Below are 20,277 nucleotides of genomic sequence, written 5' to 3' on the forward strand. Positions count from 1 at the left end.
CCGCGAACCCGATGCCACTGGGGCGGACATGCCGATGAGCACGGACGCACAGCCCATCGTCAGCGTCAGGAACGCCTCGCGCCATTTCGGCCGCGTCACGGCGCTTAGCGACGTCAGCATGGACCTCTATCCGGGGCAGGTGACGGCACTGCTGGGCGACAACGGCGCCGGCAAATCGACCTTCATCACCATGCTCTCGGGCGTGTTTCCGCCCAGTTCGGGTGAGATCCAGATGGACGGCAAGCCCGTCCACTTCGCCAGCCCGCACGATGCGCGTGCGGCGGGAATTGCCACGGTATTCCAGGGTCTTGCCCTGATCGAGGACCGCAGCATCGCCGACAATCTCTTTCTCGGCTGCGAGCCGGTGCGCTTCGGCTTCCTGCTCGATCGCAAGCGCATGGTGCGCGAGGCCAAAGGCGTGCTGGAGCAGCTCAAGGTCAACCTCCCGCCCGTCACGACCTCGGTCCGTTTCCTGTCCGGCGGGCAGCGGCAGGCGGTTGCGGTTGCCCGTACCATCGTGACCGGCAGCAAGCTGGTGATCATGGACGAGCCGACCGCCGCGCTGGGCGTCCGGGAGACCGGCAAGGTGCTCGACCTGATCCGCCGACTGCGCGATCAGGGCACTTCGGTCCTGCTCATCAGCCACAACATGGACGATGTCTTCAGCGTCGCGGACCGCGCCGTGGTGCTGCGGCTCGGCCGCAAGGTCGCCGATGTCGCGATCAGGGATGTGACGCGCGAACAGATCGTCGGCCTCGTCATGGGTGGCGAACGCGCGCCGGAACGCGACAAACAGGAGGCTGCGGCATGAACCACGCACTGGTTTCCTTCGCGCTCAACCGGCAGACGACGATGTTTTTCGTCGTCGTCGCCCTGTTCATCGGGTTCGCGGCCAATTCCCCGCATTTCCTCGACAGCCAGACCCAGTTCGAGATCCTCAGGATCACGGCCTTCACGCTGATCATCGGCCTGCCGCTGACCTATCTGGTGATTGCCGGAGAGGTCGATCTCTCGATCGGCTCCAACTACGGCCTGTGCAGCGTCGTTACAGCACTGGCGATCGTGGATTGGGGGTGGAATCCCTGGCTCGCGGCCTTGCTGGCAGTTGGGCTGGGAACGTTGATCGGGCTGTTCAACGGCATGTTGACCGTCAAGCTCAAGGTGCCTTCGTTCATCCTGACCATCGGCATGCTGAGCCTGCTGCGCGGGCTGGCGCTCGTGATCACGATGGGGCTGTCGATCGATGTTTCGGCAGAGTACGTGAGTTCGTTCTTCGGTGTCGCGGGCGGCAAGATCGGCCCTGTCCCGGCGCAAGTGATCTGGGCGCTCGCGGCTTTCGTCATCAGCGGCTTCGTTCTGCGCTACACCCTGTTCGGCGCGAGGCTCTACGCCACCGGCGGTAATGTCCGCGCGGCGCTGCAGATGGGCGTCAATCCGGGGCGGATCAAGATCTGGACCTTCACCCTGGTCGGCTTTTCCTGCGGCCTTGCGGGCGCATTGACCACCGGCTGGCTGCGCATCGGCTCTCCCAATACCGGGGCGGGCGGTGAACTGGCGATCATCGCGGCGGTCATCATCGGCGGCGCGGCGCTCAGCGGCGGGATCGGCACGGCGACCGGAACGCTGCTCGGCGCGATCATCGTCAGCATGCTGCAGACCGGGCTCATCCTTGTCGGCGTGCAGGGCAACTGGGTGCAGGTCTATGTCGGGCTGCTGATCGTGATGGCCGCCGCACTGGAACCCTATCTGCGGCCGGACGGCCCCTTCGCCGAATGGCTGATGGGGCTCGGCCGACGAACCGATCCGGGCTGAACCGCCCGGATTCCCGAGTGGCCGCCCACAGCGGCACCCGAAAATCTGAAACCCCCATTCACTTCATTGCGAGGTATCTCCCGCCATGTCGACAGGCGACTTGCGCTACGAAAACCCTGAAACGGTATCGGTTGAAGACATTCCGATCATTGATTTCGGCCGGTTCCTCAACGGGAACGCCGAAGATCGGACCGACATCGCCGAACAGATCAGCGATGCCTGCCGGCGCATCGGGTTCTTCTACATCGTCAATCACGGCGTACCGGAAAGCCTGCGGCAGGCGGTACTGTCCGAAGCCCGCTCGTTCTTCAACCGCCCATTCGAGGAAAAGATGCAGTGCGCGCCGCTGGAGGACGGGCAGTGGTGCGGCTACCTTCCTCCGCGCGGCGCGGCGGAGGGCACCAAGCCCGGCGGCTCGCTGCGGCCGGAATCGCAGGCATCGAATGTCTCGGGCGGTACGCTCGAACAGTTCAACATGATGCGGGTCAAGCTGGCGGGCGACATCAACTACGAAAACCCGGACCCGGCGTTCCAGCGCAACCGCTGGCCGGCCGGCGCGCCGAACTTCGTCGAGACCATGATCGTCAACCAGCGCGCACTGATGACGCTGAGCGGGGAACTGATGCGCGCCTTTTCGATGGCGCTGGGGCTGGAGGAAGATTTCTTCGCGCGCTTCCACAAGAGCCCGCTGGCGACCTTCGGCCTCAATTTCTACCCCGCGCCGGACGAGGCGCGCCAGGGCGGATCGGACGTTGGCGTAGGCGCGCATTGCGATGCCTCCTCGTTCACCGTGCTCCTGCAGGACGATGTCGGCGGCCTCGAAGTCCGCGAGGCGAGCGGACGCTGGATCGCCGCGCCTTATGTCCCGGGCGCCTATGTCATCAATATCGGCGATACCTTGATGGGGTGGACGAACGGCCATTTCGTTTCGACGCTCCACCGTGTCGTCAGCCGCAAGCGGGTGGACCGCTATTCGGCAACGCTTTTCATGAACCCGGACATCGATGTCACCGTCGCGCCAATCGACAGGTTCGTCACGGAAGACAGTCCGGCGCAGTTCGAACCGTTTAACAACGAAGAGTACATGAAGACGTTCTTTGTTAAGTTTTACGATAGCATGTTCAAATAAATAAATTACGGACAGGGGAAGCCTTAATAAGCGTGGGCAGCGCCACTTTATATTGAGGGCTATAAACATGAAAATGAGAAAAACAGATTTTCGGGGAGTCGGGGGACTCACGCTTGCCATTGCAATGATGGCGGCAGTTCCCGCTCACGCCGAGGAGGCGGGCGATCCCGCGTCCACTGCCTCGAACGATGACGGGATGAGTGTCCTTGTCGTGACCGGCACGCGCGAAAAGTCCGCGATCCTGCCCGCCGATACCGATGCGTTCGGGCTCGGCATGAGCCAGGTCGAAACGCCGCGCGCGACCTCGACCGTGTCCCTGTCGATGATCGACCAATACAGCCTGACCACGGTTCGCGATCTGATCGCGGTGACGCCGGGCGTGTTCACGGCCAGCTTCTATGGCGTCGACGGCACGGTGAACATCCGCGGCGAATATGCCGACAACTACTTCCGCGGCTTCAAGCGTGTCGAGAACCAGGGCACCTACATCACGCCGATCGAATCCGCGCTCAATCTGGAAATCGTGCGCGGTGCGGCCTCGCCGGCCTATGGCACGGGCCGCGCGGGCGGCTACGTCAATTTCACGCCGCGTTCGGAGCGCGCCGTGCGCTTCAAGAACGGGCTGGATGCCAAGGGCGAAGTGGTCGCCTCGCTAGGCACCTACAATTACTACCGCGCCTCTGCCGAATACGGCACGCCGTTCAAGATCGGCGAGTACGATGCGGGCGTCGACCTCTATGTCGAAAAAGCGCAGGCTTCGCAGTATTTCCACGGGATCGAGCCGCGCCACACGCTGGTGCAAGGCGGCTTTGCCACGGACCTGCCCGGCGGGTGGGAATTCCAGGCGGGCCTCCAGTACTACGATGCCAGCGGCATGCAGGGCAGCACCGGCGTCAACCGTCTGACGCAGGACCTGATCGACAACGGGATCTACATCTCCGGCAGCCCGATCGCGCAGATCGCCCAGCCCGGCGCGGCCTATATCACCCCTGCCGACATCGTCGCCATCGGCGGCGTGACGAAATACTGGGGCTTCTCGAGCGACTACAGCACGCTCGATCCGGCAACCATCCAGGAAGTGAAACTCAGCCGCCGCGCGATGCTGACCTCCGAATACGATTTCGGCGACAGCGAAACGACGACCGCGTGGTTCGATCTCAGCCGGAACATCGGTCCGGGCACGCTGAAGCTGCAAGGCTTCCTCGATGACCTGAATGCGGACAGCTACAACAGCTACGGTTTCGCCAAGTCGCTGCGCGACCGGGCCGAGGAGCTGCGCCTGTCCTACACCGGCAAGGTCGATCCGGCCCCGTGGCTGTCCACGGCCTTCGTCGTCGGTGCGGGCTATCGCCGTTACGAGGCGGACGAGTCCTACGTCTTCGCGCGCGGCTACATGGTGCTCGACCGGCAGGACATCTCGACCGGTGCGACGGCGGACAGCATTTTCAATCCGGTCTACGTTTCCGGGGAGCCGTTCGATCAGGTCTACCATTCGGAGGTCGACGAATACGCCGGTTTCCTGAACGCGGACGTCAGCCTGTTCGACCAGCTCAAGTTCACCGGCGGCGTGCGTTACGACTGGTACGACGTGCAGTCGATCAACACCGGCCTGCTCGACTACTCGGGCCCGCTCGATACGCTCTACAAGGCCAGCAAGGGCGCGTGGAGCTGGTCGGCCAGCGTCCGCTACGTCACGCCCTTTGGCATCGTGCCCTATTTCACCCGTTCGCGTTCCTATGCGCTGGAGACGTTGCAGGGCGGCGCGGTGACACCGGGCAACGTCGCAAACGACACCTTCCTGTCACCGGCCGATCTGACCGAAGGCGGCGTCAAGGGCAGCTTCTTCGACGACAAGCTGTTCACCTCGCTGTCCGTCTATCGTCAGCGCCGCACCCAGTCGGAACTGCTCAGCGGCAATTTCGTGGGCGCCACCACCAAGGGCGTCGAGGCCGAAATCCGCTGGGCGATCAATCGCAACTTCGGTCTCTCGGCCGTGGCCACCCGGCAGAAGACGAAGATTTCGGGGACCTCGTTCCTCGTCGTCACGCCGGAGGATTTCGGTCTCGACTATACCGATGGCTGGGGCTTCATCTACCAGGCGGCGACATCGGGCTTCCCGGGGCTTGAAACGGGATATGTCGACCGGACGCAGCCGCGCTACGTCTTTGGCCTTTTCGCCAACTACGAGGCCGGCAACGGCTTTGGCGCGACGCTGGGCGGCAACTATGTCGACAAGACCAGCGGCCATCTGCCCGGCGCGATCGAGTTCCCCGACTACGTTCTGCTGCGTGGTTCGGTGCACTACGAAATCGGGCGTTACCGCTTCGCGATCAACGTCAACAACATCCTCAACGAGCGCTATTATGTGCCCCAGCGCAGCACCGACACCGAAGGATCGGCCTTCCCCGGCGAAGGCCGGACGGCCATCCTGAAAGTAACGGCGCGCTTCTGATGGTGCGGGCGGGGCCCTGTGCCCCGCCCTCGCCTTTCCCTCGAACGGAATGACCAACCATGGATAACCTGCCCATCATCGACCTGGCACCGATGCTGAACGACGAGCCCGGCGGGCTGGAACGCGTCGCGACCGAGATCGGCGAGGCAGCGCGCACGATCGGTTTCTTCTACGTGCGCAACCATGGTGTCGACGAGGGCCTGATCGATGCGCTCTATGCCTTGGCCGTGGAATTCTTCGCGCTCCCGCTGGAGGAGAAGGAGAAGCTCTCCATCGCCAAAGTGGGCAACAACCGGGGCTATGCGGGCGTGGGTACCGAAAGCCTCGACCCTGAAAAGCTGACCGATGCCAAGGAAGCCTTCAATGTCGGCCGCGATCCCGAAGCGGGCGAGGAAGACGACGACAGCCAGGTGTCGCGCGGGCGCAACCAGTGGCCCGACGTGCCCGGCTTTCGCGACGTCGCCAGCGAATATTATGCCGCGGTCCGGCGGCTGAGCGAACAGCTGCACCGCGCCTTCGCGCTCGATCTGGGCGTCCCGCCGGACTATTTCGCGCCCTATGTGGACCGCCCGATGGCGACGCTGCGCATGCTGCACTATCCGCCGCATCCCGGCAGGTTCGACGGCACGCGTTACGGCGCGGGCGCGCATACTGACTACGGCAACCTAACCCTGCTCTCGCAATGCGAGGTCGGCGGGCTCGAGGTGCGCACGCGCGCGGGCGACTGGATCAGCGCCCCGCCGGTTCCCGGCACCTTCGTGTGCAATATCGGCGATTGCCTGATGCGCTGGAGCAACGATACCTACGTTTCCAACCCGCACCGCGTGGTCAATCGCAGCGGGACGGAGCGCTATTCGATCGCCTTCTTCTTCGATCCCAATCCCGATGCGCTGGTGGAATGCCTGCCCAGCTGCATCAGCGAGGACAGGCCCGCGCTCTACCCGCCGATCACGGCCGGTGACCACCTGCTCGAACGGCTCGACGCGACATACGCCCACCGCAAATCCGCCGGATGAGCCTGCACATAGTGACGGCCGCGAAAGACCGGCCCGGACTGGGCCGCCGCGAAATCGTCGTTCTGGGTATCCTTTCGGCGATCGGCCCGGTTGGCGTGGACATCTACCTGCCGGCCTTTCCCACCATCGCGCGCGATCTGGGCACCGACATCGGCTCGGTCCAGCTCAGCATGGCCGCCTACTTCCTCGCGCTTGCGCTCGGCCAGTTGCCCTATGGCGCGGTGTCGGACCGGGTGGGGCGCAAGCCGCCGGTCCTGTTCGGACTGGTCGTGTTCATTGCCGGTTCGCTGGTCTGTGCGCTGGCGGGCAATGCCCAGGCACTGATCGCCGGGCGGTTCGTACAAGGCCTCGGCATCTGTTCGGTGCTCTCGATTGCCCGGGCGATCGTACGCGACCGGCAGCAGGGACAGGACGCGGCACACACGGCGGCCCGCATCCTGCTGATCGTCAGCGTATCGCCGATGCTGGCTCCGCTTGCAGGCTCGGCAATCGTGGGCATGGGAACATGGCGCCATATCTTCTGGCTCATGGCCGCGCTGACCACGGTCGTGCTGTTCCTCGCCTGGAAAGTCCTGCCCGAAACCAGCGAAACGCGCCACGACGCGACGGTCGCTGCACTGGCGTCGAAATGCCTGCGGCTGCTGCGCGACACGCAGTTCCTTCTGCCGACAGCGGTGCTTGCCGCCGCGCAGGCCGGGGCCTCGATCTATCTGGCAGGGTCCTCGGCGGTCTATCTGGAAAGCTATGGACTGGCGCCGGCTGCCTACAGCATCGCCTTTGCCATCAATGCCATCGGCATGATCTTCGCCGCCCAATGGAACCGCCGCTTGATAGGAAAGCTGGGCCTTGCCACCGTGCCGATCCTCGGCACAGCGCTGGGCACGCTGGCCATCGTCCTGTTCTTGGGCGCCCATCTACAGGCCAGCGCCACGCTGCCGGTGGCCGCCTTCTGCTTCTTCCTGTTCTTCACTTCTTTCGGCTTCGTGATGGGCCCCGCCGCCGTGCTCGCACTGGAAGGCCACGGCCACATCGCCGGCGCGGCGGCCGGCCTTCAGGGCACGATCCAGTTCGTATCGGGCGCAGTGGCAGTGGCCATCGTGGGCAGTCACGCGAACGGCGGGCCCGGCTTCATGCTCGGCGTTCTGATGGTCTCGCAGACGGCAGCGCTGGTGATGGCCGTGGCCTGCCGAATTCACGCCGGGCGCCGGACCAACGACTAAGGATGGCGGAGAGGACGGGGCACGCCCCTTGCCCTCTTCCCCGCGCCGTCAGACGAAGTCCTCGGTATCGATTGTGGGGCGGATCATTTCCGGATAGCGGTGCCCGGCAACGGTCTGCTGGTTGATCAGATCGCCGGCACGGGCCAGAATCCCCGCATCGATCGCCAGCGATGCGCTCTCGTGGTTCTCGGCCCAATGCGCGATGGAGCGGGTGCCCGGAATGACATGGACATGATCGCCGCGAGAGAGCACCCAGGCCAGCGCCAGCTGTGCAGGCGCGACGCCCGCTTCGGCGGCAAGCCCATTGAAGTCCTCGATCAGTTCTAGGTTCTTTTCCCAGTTTTCCGCCAGAAAACGCGGGAAAGTGCGCCGCAGATCCTTCTCGGTAAGCGTATCGATGTCGCGCAGTTTTCCGCCCAGCGCGCCGCGTCCCACCGGCGAGAACGCGATGAGCGCAATACCCAGATCCTTCGTGGTATCGAACACGCCCAGTTCGACATTGCGCGTGAAAAGCGAATACTCGGTCTGGACGGCGGCTACCGGATGCACGGCATGCGCCTCGCGGATATGCGCGGCGGACCATTCGGACACGCCATAGGCGCCGATCTTGCCGGCCTCGATCGCGCGAACCATGGCCCCGACCGAATCCGCGATAGGCACCTTGGGATCGAAACGGTGCATGTAGAACAAGTCGACGTGATCCGTCCCCAGCCGCTTCAGGCTGGCATCGAGCGATGTGGTGATCGCATCCGGGCTGCAATCGACCCCGCGGCGCGTGCCATCGATGACGATGCCGGTCTTGGTGGCCAGAAAGAACTCCTGACGGCGCCCCATGATCGCTTCATGGAGAATTTCCTCGGATACGCCGCCTCCATAGATATTGGCCGTATCGAAGTGCTCGCAGCCATTGTCGAGCGCATGGCGGAACAACGCCGCCGCATCCTCGCGGGCTGGCGGATTGCCGTAGGCCCAGGCCACGTTCATGCAACCCAGCCCGACGGGGTTGAGAGTATGCTCCGCGAGTTTCCGCTTCATTATCAAGACCAGCCGTCCTGTTGTTCCAGACTGGCGGCGAGTTCGCCGATCACCCGGTAGCAGTCAAGCATCGATCCCGCAGAGCTGTTGGGCTCGCGCCCTTCGCGGATGGCGGCGACGAATTCGCGGTCCTGCAATTCGATGCCGTTCATCGAGACTTCGACTTGCGAAACGTCGATCGGCTCCTCGCGCCCGGTCACCAGATCGTCGTAACGCGCGATGTAAGTACCGGTATCGCCAATGTAGCGGAAGAACGTACCGAGCGGCCCGTCGTTGTTGAACGAGAGGGCGAGCGTCAGAATCTGCCTCGCTTCCGTTTTCATCTGGATAGATATGTCCATGGCGATGCCCCGGTTCGGGGTGCTTCGGCCCCTGCAGCACATTGGCCGCGATCACCTTGCTGCCGGTCCTGTACTGGAAGATGTCGATGGTATGCGCCGAGTGGTGCCACAGCAGGTGGTCGGTCCAAGAGCGTGGCTGGCCCTTGGCGTTCATGTTCTTGCGCCGGAAGAAGAACGTCTCGACGTCCATTGCCTGCAGCGGTTGCCGGAGGCCGGCGGGTAGGTCACGACATTGACGGCGAGCGGGATCACCTTGACCGGCCAGGCATCGGGCGCGCCGTACATCATGGTGAGCGGCACAGTCAGGCCGTGATCGGCTTCCATCTCGTTGATGACGGTCATGTCGAACTCGTCGAGGATCAGGCTCTGGGCGATGTGCCATGCCAGATCGGGATGGCCTTCCACATCGGGCACCGGGCGCGGGCCCCAGCCCTCATCGCAGATGCCGCAACGCTCGGCGCAACCGATCGCGAAAGTCGGGATCACCTTCATGTCGAAGGCGCTTGCGTGGTCGTTGTAGACCAGCACCACGACGTCGGGCTTGTTTTCGGGCTGGGCGATCCATTCCCGCGTCCAGTCGTACCCGGCGAAGATCGGCTTGAAGTAGTCGTCCCAAGCCTTGCCCTGATCGGCGGCGACCCCAAGCAGGGGAACGTGGCTGGAGGCAATCCCGGCAGTGATACGCGCCATTTCAGAGCCGAACAGGATGTTCTTGTTATCGATCACGTCGGCCAGCAGGTTGATGCCCGGCTGGTGATAGACGCAGGTATCGAAGAACACGTTGTTCATGATGTATTCGTCGAGCGAGGGCTTCTTCAGCATGTCCGCAAGACCCCGGTAGCGCCCCCAGTGATAGGGCACCGCACCGCCGCCATGCGGGATGATGAAACGCAGGTTGGGAAACTGCGCGAAGAGATCACCCTGCATCAACTGCATGAAGGCGACGGTGTCGGCCGCTTGGTGCCGGGCGCCACCGAATTCATGTCGCAGAAGAGAGCGCCCATCGCGATGTGCAGCGCCGTATCGAAGGCCACGTCCAGCGCGGCGTCGGCCGTTACCACCGTGCAGACGCCGGGCGGCCGGGTGACATACACGGGCGATGCCGCGATCGACGGGGTGCCCGGAACCCATGCCCCGATCCCGGTAGAATTTCGCGACACCGCCGGTTCGATGTGCGGAGCGCTGCTTCCCACCGGCAAGGCCGTGGAGGAAGTCAACGGCATGCCCTGTGTCGTGATGAAAGCCGAAGATGTGGGCGCGACCGGCTATGAGGACCGCGACAGCCTCGATGCCAACGATGAACTCAAGGCGCGGATCGAGGCGATCCGCCTCGCGGTCGGTGCCCGGATGAACCTGGGCAATGTACACGAAAAGTCCGTGCCCAAGATGATGCTGGTCGCACCGCCCCGAAATGGCGAGGCCGTGACGGTGCGCAGCTTCATCCCGCACCGTGCCCACGCCACGGTCGGCGTGCTGGGTGCGGTCTCAGTTACCACGGCCTGCCTGATCGAAGGGGCGCGCAAGCTGATGGATGGAACCGTCTATGTCTGACCGTATGGTTTCCTGGCATGACGCCTCGGGCAAGCCCGCCTTCACGCCGCCACCGGGCGCGGTGGACGCGCATTGCCGCGTCTTCGGGCCGATGGCGCAGTTCCCCTTCAGCCCCAAGGCAAAGCACCTGCCGGAGGATGCCGGGCCGGACAAGCTCTTCGCCCTGTGCGATCAGCTGGGCTTTTCCCACAATGTGATCGTCCAGGCGAATGCCACGGCACCGACAATGCAGCGACGCCCGATGCCATTGCGAAATCGGATGGCAAGGCGCGCAGCGTCGCCGTCGTCGATCCCGCGATCAGCGAGGCGGATCTGGCCGGGCTGCACGAAGGCGTCATTCGCGGCATCCGGTTCTACTTCCTCAAGCGTCTTGTCGACAATGCCTCCAAGGACAAGTTCCTCGAAGTCAGCCAGAGCCTGTCCGAGGGCTGGCACGTGGTGATCTACTTCGAGGCGGACATCCTCGAGGAACTGCGCCCGTTCATGGACGCGATCCCGGTGCCGCTGGTGATCGACCACATGGACCGCCCCGATGTGACGCAAGGGCCGGACAGCACCGAAATGAAGGCCTTCCGCCGCCTGCTCGACAGCCGCGAGGACATCTGGTTCAAGGCCACATGCCCGGACCGGCTCGATCCGCTGGTCAACGGGCGGCGCGGCGATCCCTGGAATGCCTTTGCGCAGGCCGTCGCGCCGCTCTATCAGGACCGCGTGATCCGGGGCACCGACAGGCCGCATCCCAACATGCAGGACGCTATCCCCGACGATGGCCATCTCGTCGACATGATCCCGCGCATCGCCCCTGCGGCCGAGCTTCAGCGCAAGCTGCTCGTCACCAATCCGATGCGGCTGTACTGGCCGGAAGAACTCTGATTATCGCTCTACCCAACCCTTGAAGGGGGAGAGGAGAGGGCCCTGCCCTCTCCTCCCTTCTTTTTGCGTGATGCCAAGGGCGTTCGCGCCGTTCCCGACGGTTCAGGCGTTCGAGTAGTCGAGGCCGATGTTCGCCGCACTCTGCGGTAAGCACTAGGACTGCTCCATGCACAACCACGGATGTTCCACGGACAAGTCCTCGCAGGCTTCCCGGACAGTCCGAAACACATCTTGCCTTACGGCATCCGGCAACGCGTTCGGCGCGCAACGCAGACCGATGCGTCTGCGCAAATCATAGCCGCTCACCTCGACAGGCTCCATTCCCGGACGACAATAGCTCAAGGGCGCAACGGTTATCCCGAGACCTGCGGCTATCATGCTGATCGCGCGCTCGTCGTCCTCGGTCCGCAAGGAAAACCGGGGCCGGACCCCGTGACGCGTGAAAAACCGGCTCGTGCGCGTGAGGACTTCACAACGACGGCGCGCAATCATGACCTCGGAAGAAAACGCGTCGGGCGGAACCGCATGTTTCCCGGCCAGGGCATGATCAGATGGAACCAGCATGACATAAGGCTCGTCGAACAGGGGAAGAACATCCGATCCGTGGCAATCGGGCGTAAGCAGGGTCAGGGCAACCTGAATCCGCCCTTGTCCCAAGGCCGTGCGCAAGTCCGGATCGGTGCCCTCGACCAGTTCCATGCTGTACTTGCCGCCAAGCACACCCATGATCGCCTCGAGCAACCGGTCGGGGATCGTATGCAGGAGGCCAATCTTGAGATCGGGCCACTCGGACGCCCGCGTCTGACCGAAAGTATCGGCGGCCTTGAAGCCCCGCTCCAGATCGCGCGCAATGACGATGAAACGGCCTCCCGCCGCAGTCAGTCTCACTCGCTTTCTGTCCCGGATGAACAGCCTCGTCCCGACCAGCCGCTCAAGTTCGGAGATCCCGAGCGACAGCGTCGGCTGTGTCACGTGAATGCGAGCGGCAGCCTGGGTGAAGCTCCCTGCTTCGACGACGGCGAGGAACTGGCGGATATGCGCGCGCTTTATCATTGGAAAAATCTATACAAATTTTCGTAACATTCCAATTTTATATAATTTCATTCTCGGCGTAGACCGCATGAAAGCGTAAAATGACGCCCAGCGGCCAGCAGATATGCTGACCTGTGGCAGGGAGACCGGATTTCATGCCCATCACCACTCCAGAACTTGATTTCGGCCTGAACGAAAACACGCAGATGATCCGGGAATCGGTCGCGCGCTTTGCCGACGAGCAAATCGTGCCCCTGGCTGCGAAAATCGATGCACAGGACTGGTTCCCCCGCCATCTGTGGCCGGCAATGGGCGAACTGGGCCTTCACGGGATCACAGTGGAGGAAGAATGGGGCGGAAGCGCCCTGGGCTATCTTGAACACGTCATCGCGATCGAGGAAATCAGCCGCGCTTCCGCATCGCTGGGCCTGTCCTACGGCGCGCATTCCAATCTTTGCGTCAACCAGATCCGGCGCTGGGCAAATGAAGAGCAGAAAGCGAAATACCTGCCAAAGCTGATTTCCGGCGAACACGTCGGCAGCTTGGCTATGTCCGAGGCCGGAGCCGGGTCCGACGTCATGTCGATGAAGCTGAAGGCCGAAAAGAAGGGCGACCGATACGTTCTCAACGGCACCAAGTTCTGGATCACCAACGCGCCCGAAGCCGACACGCTCGTCGTCTATGCCAGGACCGGAGAGGGCTCCAAAGGGATCACGGCCTTTCTGATCGAGAAGGAATTCAAAGGCTTCTCGATCGGACAGAAAATCGACAAGGTAGGCATGCGCGGCTCGCCAACGGCGGAACTGGTGTTCACCGACTGCGAAGTGCCCGAAGAGAACGTCATGGGCCCGGTAGGCGCCGGCGCCGGGGTGCTGATGTCCGGGCTCGATTACGAGCGCACGGTGCTGGCCGGCATCCAGACCGGCATCATGCAGGCCTGCCTCGACGTGGTCCTGCCCTACATCCGCGAGCGCAAGCAGTTCGGGAAGCCCATCGGTGCTTTCCAGCTCATGCAGGCGAAAGTGGCCGACATGTATGTCGCGCTCAACAGTTCGCGTGCCTACGTCTACGCCGTGGCGCGGGCCTGCGATACCGGACGCACGACGCGCTTCGACGCGGCAGGAGCCATCCTGCTTGCTTCGGAGAACGCCATGAAAACCGCTCTCGAGGCCGTGCAGGCACTCGGCGGCGCCGGCTACACCCGGGACTGGCCGGTGGAACGCTACATGCGCGATGCCAAGTTGCTGGATATCGGGGCCGGCACGAACGAGATCCGCAGAATGCTGATCGGGCGCGAACTGGTGGGCGCTCTCTGAAATCCGCGGCGCCTCGTAAACGCTCTCTCCCTATGCGGGTGCCGCCACGGACACCACCGCACATCGGCCCTTCCCGGAGTTGCGACAATCCTGAGCGAATGGGCACCGCACACCATCCAATTCGATCGTGAAGGCGCAATCGCCTGCGATCAGGACGACAGCATTCGCCGCTATGGCTGCGTTTGGAGGGGAAGCTGTTTTGCGCGGAAGGCGACGTGACGGCTTTTGCCGAGGCCAGAAATCGGGTTCCCGACCTCATTTCCGAAGCTGCCGCCTATCTGCACGCGGCCGTCGCGCGCTTTGCGCGAATGGGCACGCTGATCGTGATCGCCACGCGCGCCGCGCAACATCTCAAGCCCTGCCTGCTCGAGCTGGGTGGCAAGGCCCCGTTCGTGGTCCTTGAGGACGCGGATCTCGACGAGGCACAGATGCCGTTCGGGGGCGTCGGCGCTTCGGGTTATGTCGCTTCGGTGGCAAGGCCAGCATCGACAGCTTCACGGAAACCCGCTGGATCACTGTCGAAACGCAGCCCGGGCACTACTCGATCTGATTTCAGCGTGTTGTAAATCCAGCGCTGTCCCCTCGGCACTTCAATGCTCGATCCGATGGCTTGCTGTTCGCCCCCTGACCCGACAGGTGAAGCGCCTGCGGAACCAAGGTCGACAATCAGGCGAACAAGCATTTCATCGACCGGGGAGGCTCGGTGAACCAGGCTGCGCCATCTTCGGTGACGTGGAAATGATCCTCGAGACGAACGCCGAAACGGCCGGGTACAACGATCATCGGCTCGTTCGAGAAGCACATTCCGGGCCTTAATGCAGTACGATCGCCGCGCACGAGATAAGGCGCTTCGTGGACGGAAAGGCCGATGCCGTGGCCCGTGCGATGGGGCAGGCCGGGCAAGCGATAGTCCGGTCCCAGGCCGTGCCGTTCCAGCACGGCGCGCGCGGCGCTGTCGATGTCCTCGCAGCAAACGCCAGGACGGGCAGCATCGAAGGCGGCGCGCTGGGCTTCGGCCTCGATTTCCCAGATCCTGCGCTGTTCGGCGTCTGCCGTTCCGAAAACGTAACTGCGCGTGATGTCCGAATTGTAGCCCTGCACCGCACAGCCGGTGTCGATCAACACCATGTCGCCTTCATGCAGTTCGTCGTCCTTCGGCAGGCCGTGGGGAAAGGCCGTGGAAGCGCCGAACTGGACGATGCAGAAGGTACTGCCGGCACTGCCGATCGCCTTGTGCGCCTGATCGATGAAGCTGACCACCTCGCTGGCCCGGATGCCGGGTGCAAGAACCCGTGCCGCGCGGCGCTGCACTTCCAGCGTCATCTGCTTGGCCTGCCGCATGAGCGCCAGTTCGGCTTCGGACTTGATCGCGCGACACCCGTCGATGATCGGCGTGGCGTCAAGAACCGCTGCCGAAGGCGCGGCGAGCCGTATCCGCTCCGCCATGCCGAACGGCAGCGCCGGATCGATCGCGAGCCGGCCTGCGCCAGCTTCACGCAACACATTCGCGACCAGCACCGATGGGCTTTCGTGCTCCTCCCACAGCCGCAGATCGACATCGAGCGCCAGGATCGCTTCCAGCGATCCCTGCTCGAACGCGGGGCAGACAATGACCGGGCGGCCGCGCGGCGTGAGCACCATCGCCACCAGTCGCTCGATCATGCCCCAGCCGATGCCGGTGAAATAGGACAGGCTGAGCCCTGCACCGACCAGCAGCGCGTCGGCGCCCGCCTCGGCCATGAGTTCCCGCGCGCGCTCCAGCCGCGCCAGCCGTTCCTCGATGGCAATCGGCGGCGCCTTGTCCGCCCAGGGACAGATCGCGGCAAGCTCGGCCTCGAAAGTCGATCCGCCGATCATGCCGCGGGGTCGAAACCGTAGTCGCGCCGCGCCTGTTCGGGCGTGACGTAGCCGTCCCGCAAATCTGCCAGCAACCGGTCGCGATCCCGTTTCATCGGATCACCGTAGCCGCCGCCGGTGGCGCTGACGAGACGAAAGATTTCCCCTTCCACCGCGCGCGCGCCCGTGACCATCGAATGGGTTTCGACCGTACCGTCCTTGCGCAGAATCTCGGCACGGTTGGTCGACCCTTCCTGCCCGCCAGCGAGGCCCCAAGGACGCGAGGTGGTTCGTGTCGCCGAATAGGTCAGGAAAGCCTCGTTCGCGGTCACGCGATAGTCGAGCACCACGCCCTTGCCGCCGCGATATTCACCCGCACCGCCGTCTTCGTTGTGAAGCGCGTACTGATCGATCTCGAAGCCATAACGGCTTTCGGCGAGTTCTACCGGGATGTTGAAAGTCTCGCCGTTCGCGGCACAGAACTGGCCGGCGTCGCCATCGTGGTCGAAACCCGCGCCCCAGCCGCCGACCAGCGGCTCACCCATGACGAAAAGCTCATTGCTGCCCGGCAAGAGGCCCGAGATGAATGTCGCGCCGACAGTACGCTGGTGGCCGACCGGCAGCTTGTGCGGCATGAGCGGCGCCAGGGCCTTCCACATCACCTCGATCGCGCCGAGCAGAGACTCGTAGTAGATCGAGACCGGCGCCGGGCTGGTCGCGGACAGGATCGTGCCTTCGGGACAGATCACCTCGAGAGCACGGAAGCAACCGCCGTTCGCCGGAATCTCGGTGTTGGTCACCGCCTTGAACGTACAGCGCACGCCTGTGATCAGCCCCGCATAGGAGAGATTGATCGGGCCCAGCGCCTGCGGGCTCGTGCCGGTGAAATCGGCGACCATCTTCTCGTCGGTGATGGTAACTTTCACCTTGATCACGAAGGGGCCGTTGCCGTGGCCGTCTTCCTCCACCACATCCTCTGCGGTGAACACGCCCTTGGGCAGCTTCTTCAATTCCTCGCGCGTCATGCGCTCGCCATAGTCGAGCAACGAATCCATCGCGGCGAGGAGATCTTCCACGCCGTATTTCTCCGCCAGTTCGGCGATGCGACGCCCGCCGACGCGGCAAGCCGCGACGCCGGCGTGCATGTCGCCGATGGTGCTGCCGGGCAGGCGCACGTTGGTGCGGATCATCTCGACCAGCGCCGCGTTGATCTTGCCTTTCTCGTAGAGCTTGAGGAAGCGGAAGTGCAGTCCTTCCTGGAAGATGTCGGTCGAAGCGGTCGTGGCGCTGCCCGGGTACGTGCCGCCGACTTCGGTCCAGTGCGCCTTGTTGACCGTCCAGGCGATCAGCCTGCCATCCACGAAGACCGGCAGGAGGATCACCACGTCGGACAAGTGCGTGCCGCCGCCCTCGTAAGGCGAGTTGGTCAGGAAGATGTCGCCCGGCCGGATCTCGTCGAGCGGCCAGTGTTCCAGCGTGCTCTGCACCGCCGTGTCCAGCGTGGCGAGAAAGCCGGTCACGCCGTTGCCCTGCGCCAGCAGGTTGCCCTGTGCGTCGGTCGCGCCGACGGCGAAGTCCGTGGTCTCGTAGATGATCGGGCTCATCGAGGTGCGGATCATCGCGTTGAACATTTCCTCGCCAAGCGCGACGAGGGCATCCTTGATGATTTCCCGCGTGAACGGATCGGTGCTCATGGGAGCGCTCCTCAAGCCGAAAGTTGAACGTGGTAATTGCCGAAACGATCGACCTCGGCCCGTGTCCCCGGGGGCAAAGGCAGCGTCACCGAAGGCTCCTGGATCACGGCGGGACCGGAAAGCTGCATGCCCGGCTCCAGCAGCGGACCGTCGTAGATCGTCGCGGCATGAATGCCGTGCATATCGAAATCGACCTGGCGCGTTCCCTTGACCGCATCGGCCAGCGCGCGGCCCGTCACCGCGCGTTCGGCCAGTTCCGGCTTGTCGACGGGCAGCGTGGCCACGAGGTGGAAATTGACAAGCTGCACGGCCGCATCGAGCCGGTAGGTAAAACGCTTCTCGTGGGCATCGTGGAACGCCGCGATGGCTTCGCTCACCGGATCGGCTCCCTCGAACGGAAAGGCGATGCCGACGGTATGTTCCTGACCAACATAGCGCAGGTCCGCGCGATATTCGAACAACGGCGCGCGCCCTTGCGCTTCCTTGGCGAAATCGCAAACCGCCTCGGCCTCGATTTCGGCGAACACCGTCCTCACATCGTCAAGGCTGTCAGTCTGCAACGGCGTCAGGCGCGTGCGGATGTAGTCGCGGCGCAAGTCGGTAAGCAGCATGCCCCAGGCCGAGAAGACCGAGGAATTGACCGGGATGATGACGCGCGGGACCTTGAGTTCCTCGGCCAGCGCCACCGCGTGCATCGCCCCGCCTCCACCAAAGGCCATCAGCGCGAAATCGCGCGGATCGTGGCCCTTGTTGGTCGAAACCAGCCGCAGCGCCGTGGTCATGTTGGCATTGGCAATGCGGATCACGCCGCGCGCCAGTTCTTCCTTCGACCGGCCGAGCTGATCGCACAACGGCGCGAACGCGGCATCGACTGCCTCCCAGTCGGGTTCGACTTCGCCGCCCACGAAGCTTTCCGGATCGATCCGGCCCAGCAGCAGGTTGGCATCGGTGGTAGTCGGCCGGGTCCCGCCTCGCCCATAAGCGGCAGGCCCGGGCCGGGCCCCTGCCGACTGCGGCCCGACATGCAGCTTGCCGCCGACATCAACCCAGGCGATCGAGCCGCCGCCATTGCCGATCTCGACGATTTCGGACACCGGCGTCTGCACTGGATAGCCAGGGCTCTTGCCGTCACGCTCGATATAGTAGTCGGTCGAAACCTTGATCTGGCCTTCCTCGATCAGCGTGCACTTGGCCGTGGTACCGCCGATGTCCAACACGATCAAATTGGGCTCGCCGATCTTGCGCCCCAGATAGGCTGCGGCATAGATCCCGCTGGCCGGACCGGATTCGACCATGGTGATCGGATTGGCCTTGGCCGCCTCGACCGTGGCGATGCCGCAGTTCGACTGCATCATGTACGGTCGGTGCGAAAAGCCCCCTTCGTCAAGGCGCCTCTCCAGCCGCTCGATATAGCGGCGCGCGATAGGCGAAACATAGGCGGAAAGCACGGTGGTGTTGGTGCGCTCGTACTCGCGCCACTCGCGGCTGACTTCGTGGCTGGCCAGCACCGCGACTTCCGGCCACGCCGCGCGGATCGCCTCGGCAGTTCGCCGCTCGTTCTCCGGGTTCACGTAGGCATGCAGGAAGGCGATCGCGATCGCCTCCACGCCTTCGGCCCGGAAGAAATCGAGCATGACGGGCAGCTGCGCGAGATCGACCGGCTTGTTCAACTCGCCCCGGAAATTGGAGCGTTCGGAAAGCTCGGCCCGCAAGTAGCGATCCACGAAAGGCCTGGGCTTCTGGAAATTGAAATTGAACAAGTCGGGCCGGTTACCGCGCGCGATCTCGATCACGTCGCGAAAGCCCGCCGTGGTGATGAGCGCGGTCTTGACACCCTTGCGCTCGGTCAGCGCGTTGATGACCACGGTTGATCCGTGCGCGAAGAAATCGAGCGCCGCGGGCGACAGGCCGGCCTTGGCCATCGCGTTCATCACGCCCTCTTCGAAATCGGGAGGCGTGGTATCGGCCTTGGTTACCTGGACGGCACCGGGCTGCCCGGTTTCGGGATCAACGGGATAGTAGACTAGGTCGGTGAACGTGCCACCGACGTCGCTTGCTGCACGCACGGGATATCTCCGCTCTGGGTCCGCAGGTGGCCCCGGTTGGATGGGAATTCAAAAAGCCGGTCAGGCCCTCGGCACGATGACCGTGTTGCCGATCGGAGCCGGCCCAGCGAAAACGCCGCTCGCCGCGAGGCGGCCGGGATCGGGCGGCGCCATGCTGTGAAGGTGACTCGGCTTCCAGCCGAACTGCACCTTGTTGAGAGCCGCCATTTCTGTGGCCTTGTAGCAGGCGTAGACGGCATCAATGATCGGGATGCCGAATTCGCGCTGCAGCTGTGCATAGAAGCCGAATTCGATGGTACAGCCCAGGATCACCGCTTCGGCCTTGTCGATCTCGATTGCGTCCTTCACCGCGCGGCGGATCGCCGCTTCGGTCGCGGCGGTATCCTGCTGGAACTCGTCGACATGGCAGCCGATAGCGCGGAACGAGGCGAGCTTATCGGCATAACCGTAATGGCGCACGCGATCTTCCATCTGCACTTTCCACTTTTCCATGCCAATGATGATGGAAAAGCGGTTGCACAGGTTCGAAGCGATCTGCAGCGCCGACTGGCAAGGCGCGCAGACTATGGCGTCGCCAGAGACTTCGCGGGCCTCGTCAATCGCGGTGTCGTAGAAGCAGCCGATCGCGTATCCATCGAAACCTTCACGCGCGGCGAAATGCGCGATCCGGGTGACGGGAAACCAGATCCGGCTTTCGAATCCGCGCCATTCCAGATTGGTGAGCTGGACCGGCTCTGGAATGTCGAGCGAGACCACATGCACTTCGGCATTGGGCAGTTTCACCCGGGCAATCAGGTCAGCGATGGGCTGGTCATAGACCGGCAGGTTCACCGGGTTGAGCCAGAGCAGCTTGAGCGGCGCCGTGGCGGGCAATTCCGAGGGCGAGGAAGGCGTCATGTTCACG

General features: G+C 63.7%; 13 protein-coding genes and 6 pseudogenes. 10 read left to right on the plus strand and 9 right to left on the minus strand.

Features of this window, described 5'->3' with window-relative positions:
* The first annotated feature begins 34 nt into the window (after positions 1 to 34).
* The 6 genes from NZK81_RS04465 to NZK81_RS04490 all read left to right on the plus strand — a co-directional run bounded on the left by NZK81_RS04465 (position 35) and on the right by NZK81_RS04490 (position 7,629).
* Positions 35 to 811 (plus strand): ATP-binding cassette domain-containing protein, encoded by a 777-nt coding sequence (locus NZK81_RS04465; protein WP_260044285.1) that lies wholly within the window; start codon positions 35 to 37, stop codon positions 809 to 811.
* Positions 808 to 1,812 (plus strand): ABC transporter permease, encoded by a 1,005-nt coding sequence (locus NZK81_RS04470; protein ID WP_260044287.1) that lies wholly within the window; start codon positions 808 to 810, stop codon positions 1,810 to 1,812. Before NZK81_RS04465 ends, NZK81_RS04470 begins: the two co-directional genes overlap by 4 nt.
* A gap of 85 nt (positions 1,813 to 1,897) precedes the next feature.
* Positions 1,898 to 2,941, plus strand: a complete 1,044-nt coding sequence (locus NZK81_RS04475; RefSeq protein WP_260044289.1) for an isopenicillin N synthase family dioxygenase — start codon at positions 1,898 to 1,900, stop codon at positions 2,939 to 2,941.
* Between the two features lie 127 nt (positions 2,942 to 3,068).
* Positions 3,069 to 5,393: a TonB-dependent siderophore receptor gene (locus tag NZK81_RS04480; RefSeq protein WP_260044292.1), complete on the plus strand. Its 2,325-nt coding sequence runs from the start codon at positions 3,069 to 3,071 to the stop codon at positions 5,391 to 5,393.
* 59 nt (positions 5,394 to 5,452) lie between these two features.
* Positions 5,453 to 6,409, plus strand: coding sequence for an isopenicillin N synthase family dioxygenase (locus tag NZK81_RS04485; RefSeq protein WP_260044294.1), 957 nt, complete (start codon positions 5,453 to 5,455; stop codon positions 6,407 to 6,409).
* Entirely contained in the window at positions 6,406 to 7,629 is a 1,224-nt protein-coding gene (locus NZK81_RS04490; RefSeq protein ID WP_260044296.1) for a multidrug effflux MFS transporter, read from the plus strand. The genes NZK81_RS04485 and NZK81_RS04490 overlap by 4 nt, the downstream gene beginning before the upstream one ends.
* A gap of 48 nt (positions 7,630 to 7,677) precedes the next feature.
* Here NZK81_RS04490 and NZK81_RS04495 read toward each other — a convergent pair whose 3' ends face one another.
* From NZK81_RS04495 to NZK81_RS21720, 4 genes and pseudogenes are all read right to left on the minus strand, one after another.
* Complete coding sequence (locus NZK81_RS04495; protein WP_260044298.1) at positions 7,678 to 8,664, minus strand: aldo/keto reductase; 987 nt, start codon at positions 8,662 to 8,664, stop codon at positions 7,678 to 7,680.
* A gap of 2 nt (positions 8,665 to 8,666) precedes the next feature.
* Positions 8,667 to 9,204 (minus strand): annotated as a pseudogene (locus tag NZK81_RS04500) (oxidoreductase); the annotation flags it as partial.
* A pseudogene (locus tag NZK81_RS04505) lies at positions 9,201 to 9,695 on the minus strand (DODA-type extradiol aromatic ring-opening family dioxygenase); the annotation flags it as partial. The pseudogenes NZK81_RS04505 and NZK81_RS04500, both read right to left, overlap by 4 nt.
* A gap of 39 nt (positions 9,696 to 9,734) precedes the next feature.
* Positions 9,735 to 10,136: pseudogene (locus tag NZK81_RS21720) on the minus strand (amidohydrolase family protein); the annotation flags it as partial.
* Here NZK81_RS21720 and NZK81_RS04515 point away from each other — a divergent pair.
* Together NZK81_RS04515 and NZK81_RS04520 are read left to right on the plus strand one after the other, a co-directional pair.
* A pseudogene (locus tag NZK81_RS04515) lies at positions 10,056 to 10,523 on the plus strand (PrpF domain-containing protein); the annotation flags it as partial. The pseudogenes NZK81_RS21720 and NZK81_RS04515 sit on opposite strands and share 81 nt — an antisense overlap.
* 25 nt (positions 10,524 to 10,548) lie before the next feature.
* Positions 10,549 to 11,429: pseudogene (locus tag NZK81_RS04520) on the plus strand (amidohydrolase family protein).
* A 153-nt stretch (positions 11,430 to 11,582) separates the two neighbouring features.
* Here the strand turns inward: NZK81_RS04520 and NZK81_RS04525 are convergent.
* Positions 11,583 to 12,482 carry a LysR family transcriptional regulator gene (locus NZK81_RS04525; protein WP_260044300.1) on the minus strand — a complete coding sequence of 300 codons (900 nt, stop codon included), beginning with the start codon at positions 12,480 to 12,482 and terminating at the stop codon, positions 11,583 to 11,585.
* Positions 12,483 to 12,616: 134 nt separating this feature from the next.
* On the opposite strand from NZK81_RS04525, the gene NZK81_RS04530 reads away from it, so the two are divergent.
* Both NZK81_RS04530 and NZK81_RS04535 read left to right on the plus strand, forming a co-directional pair.
* On the plus strand, positions 12,617 to 13,777 hold the full coding sequence (locus NZK81_RS04530) for an isovaleryl-CoA dehydrogenase (protein ID WP_311202067.1): 1,161 nt from the start codon (positions 12,617 to 12,619) through the stop codon (positions 13,775 to 13,777).
* A gap of 323 nt (positions 13,778 to 14,100) precedes the next feature.
* A pseudogene (locus NZK81_RS04535) lies at positions 14,101 to 14,327 on the plus strand (aldehyde dehydrogenase family protein); the annotation flags it as partial.
* 116 nt (positions 14,328 to 14,443) lie between these two features.
* On the opposite strand, the gene NZK81_RS04540 reads toward NZK81_RS04535, so the two are convergent.
* Genes NZK81_RS04540 through NZK81_RS04555 form a run of 4 tightly spaced genes read right to left on the minus strand, consistent with a single transcriptional unit; the run spans position 14,444 to position 20,270 of the window.
* Entirely contained in the window at positions 14,444 to 15,634 is a 1,191-nt protein-coding gene (locus NZK81_RS04540) for a M24 family metallopeptidase (RefSeq protein WP_260044302.1), read from the minus strand.
* A complete protein-coding gene (locus NZK81_RS04545; RefSeq protein ID WP_260044304.1) occupies positions 15,631 to 17,307 on the minus strand; it encodes a hydantoinase B/oxoprolinase family protein in 1,677 nt (558 codons plus the stop codon). Before NZK81_RS04545 ends, NZK81_RS04540 begins: the two co-directional genes overlap by 4 nt.
* 11 nt (positions 17,308 to 17,318) lie before the next feature.
* The gene (locus NZK81_RS04550) at positions 17,319 to 19,373 is read right to left on the minus strand and encodes a hydantoinase/oxoprolinase family protein (protein WP_260044306.1); all 2,055 of its coding nucleotides are present in this window, start codon (positions 19,371 to 19,373) and stop codon (positions 17,319 to 17,321) included.
* A gap of 60 nt (positions 19,374 to 19,433) precedes the next feature.
* A complete protein-coding gene (locus tag NZK81_RS04555) occupies positions 19,434 to 20,270 on the minus strand; it encodes an aspartate/glutamate racemase family protein (RefSeq protein ID WP_260044308.1) in 837 nt (278 codons plus the stop codon).
* Positions 20,271 to 20,277 lie beyond the last annotated feature (7 nt).

It is taken from the genome of Novosphingobium mangrovisedimenti (genome assembly GCF_025153475.1).
Classification (GTDB): Bacteria; Pseudomonadota; Alphaproteobacteria; order Sphingomonadales; family Sphingomonadaceae; genus Novosphingobium; species Novosphingobium mangrovi_A.